We start from the raw sequence: 370 nt of genomic DNA on the forward strand, positions 1-370 counted from the left end.
CCATCTTCCTTCTCATCGCCGTTAGTGACCCCATCTCCATCACAATCCAAGTTCTTCCATTCTTGGGACGGTGCGCAATCCTGGTGCTCCAAAACAAAATCGCAAGAATCTAGTGGATCCGTACCGTCTTCTTTTTCCTGACCATTACTTACCCCATCTCCATCACAATCCAAGTTCTTCCATTCCTGGGACGGTGCACAATCCTGGTGCTCCAAAACAAAATCGCAAGGATCTAGTGGATCCGTACCGTCTTCTTTTTCCTGGCCATTACTTACCCCATCTCCATCACAATCCAACTTCTTCCATTCCTGGGACGGTGCGCAATCCTGGTGCTCCAAAACAAAATCGCAAGGATCTAGTGGATCTGTAC

General features: G+C 48.1%; 1 protein-coding gene. It reads right to left on the reverse strand.

Going from position 1 to position 370, the window contains the following annotated elements:
• Nucleotides 1-370: hypothetical protein (locus AB9K32_RS00045; protein WP_369883999.1), on the reverse strand; the 370-nt coding region annotated here is incomplete at both ends.

Origin of the sequence: Allomuricauda sp. XS_ASV26, from assembly GCF_041224615.1 — a bacterium.
Lineage (GTDB): Bacteria > Bacteroidota > Bacteroidia > Flavobacteriales > Flavobacteriaceae > Flagellimonas > Flagellimonas alginolytica.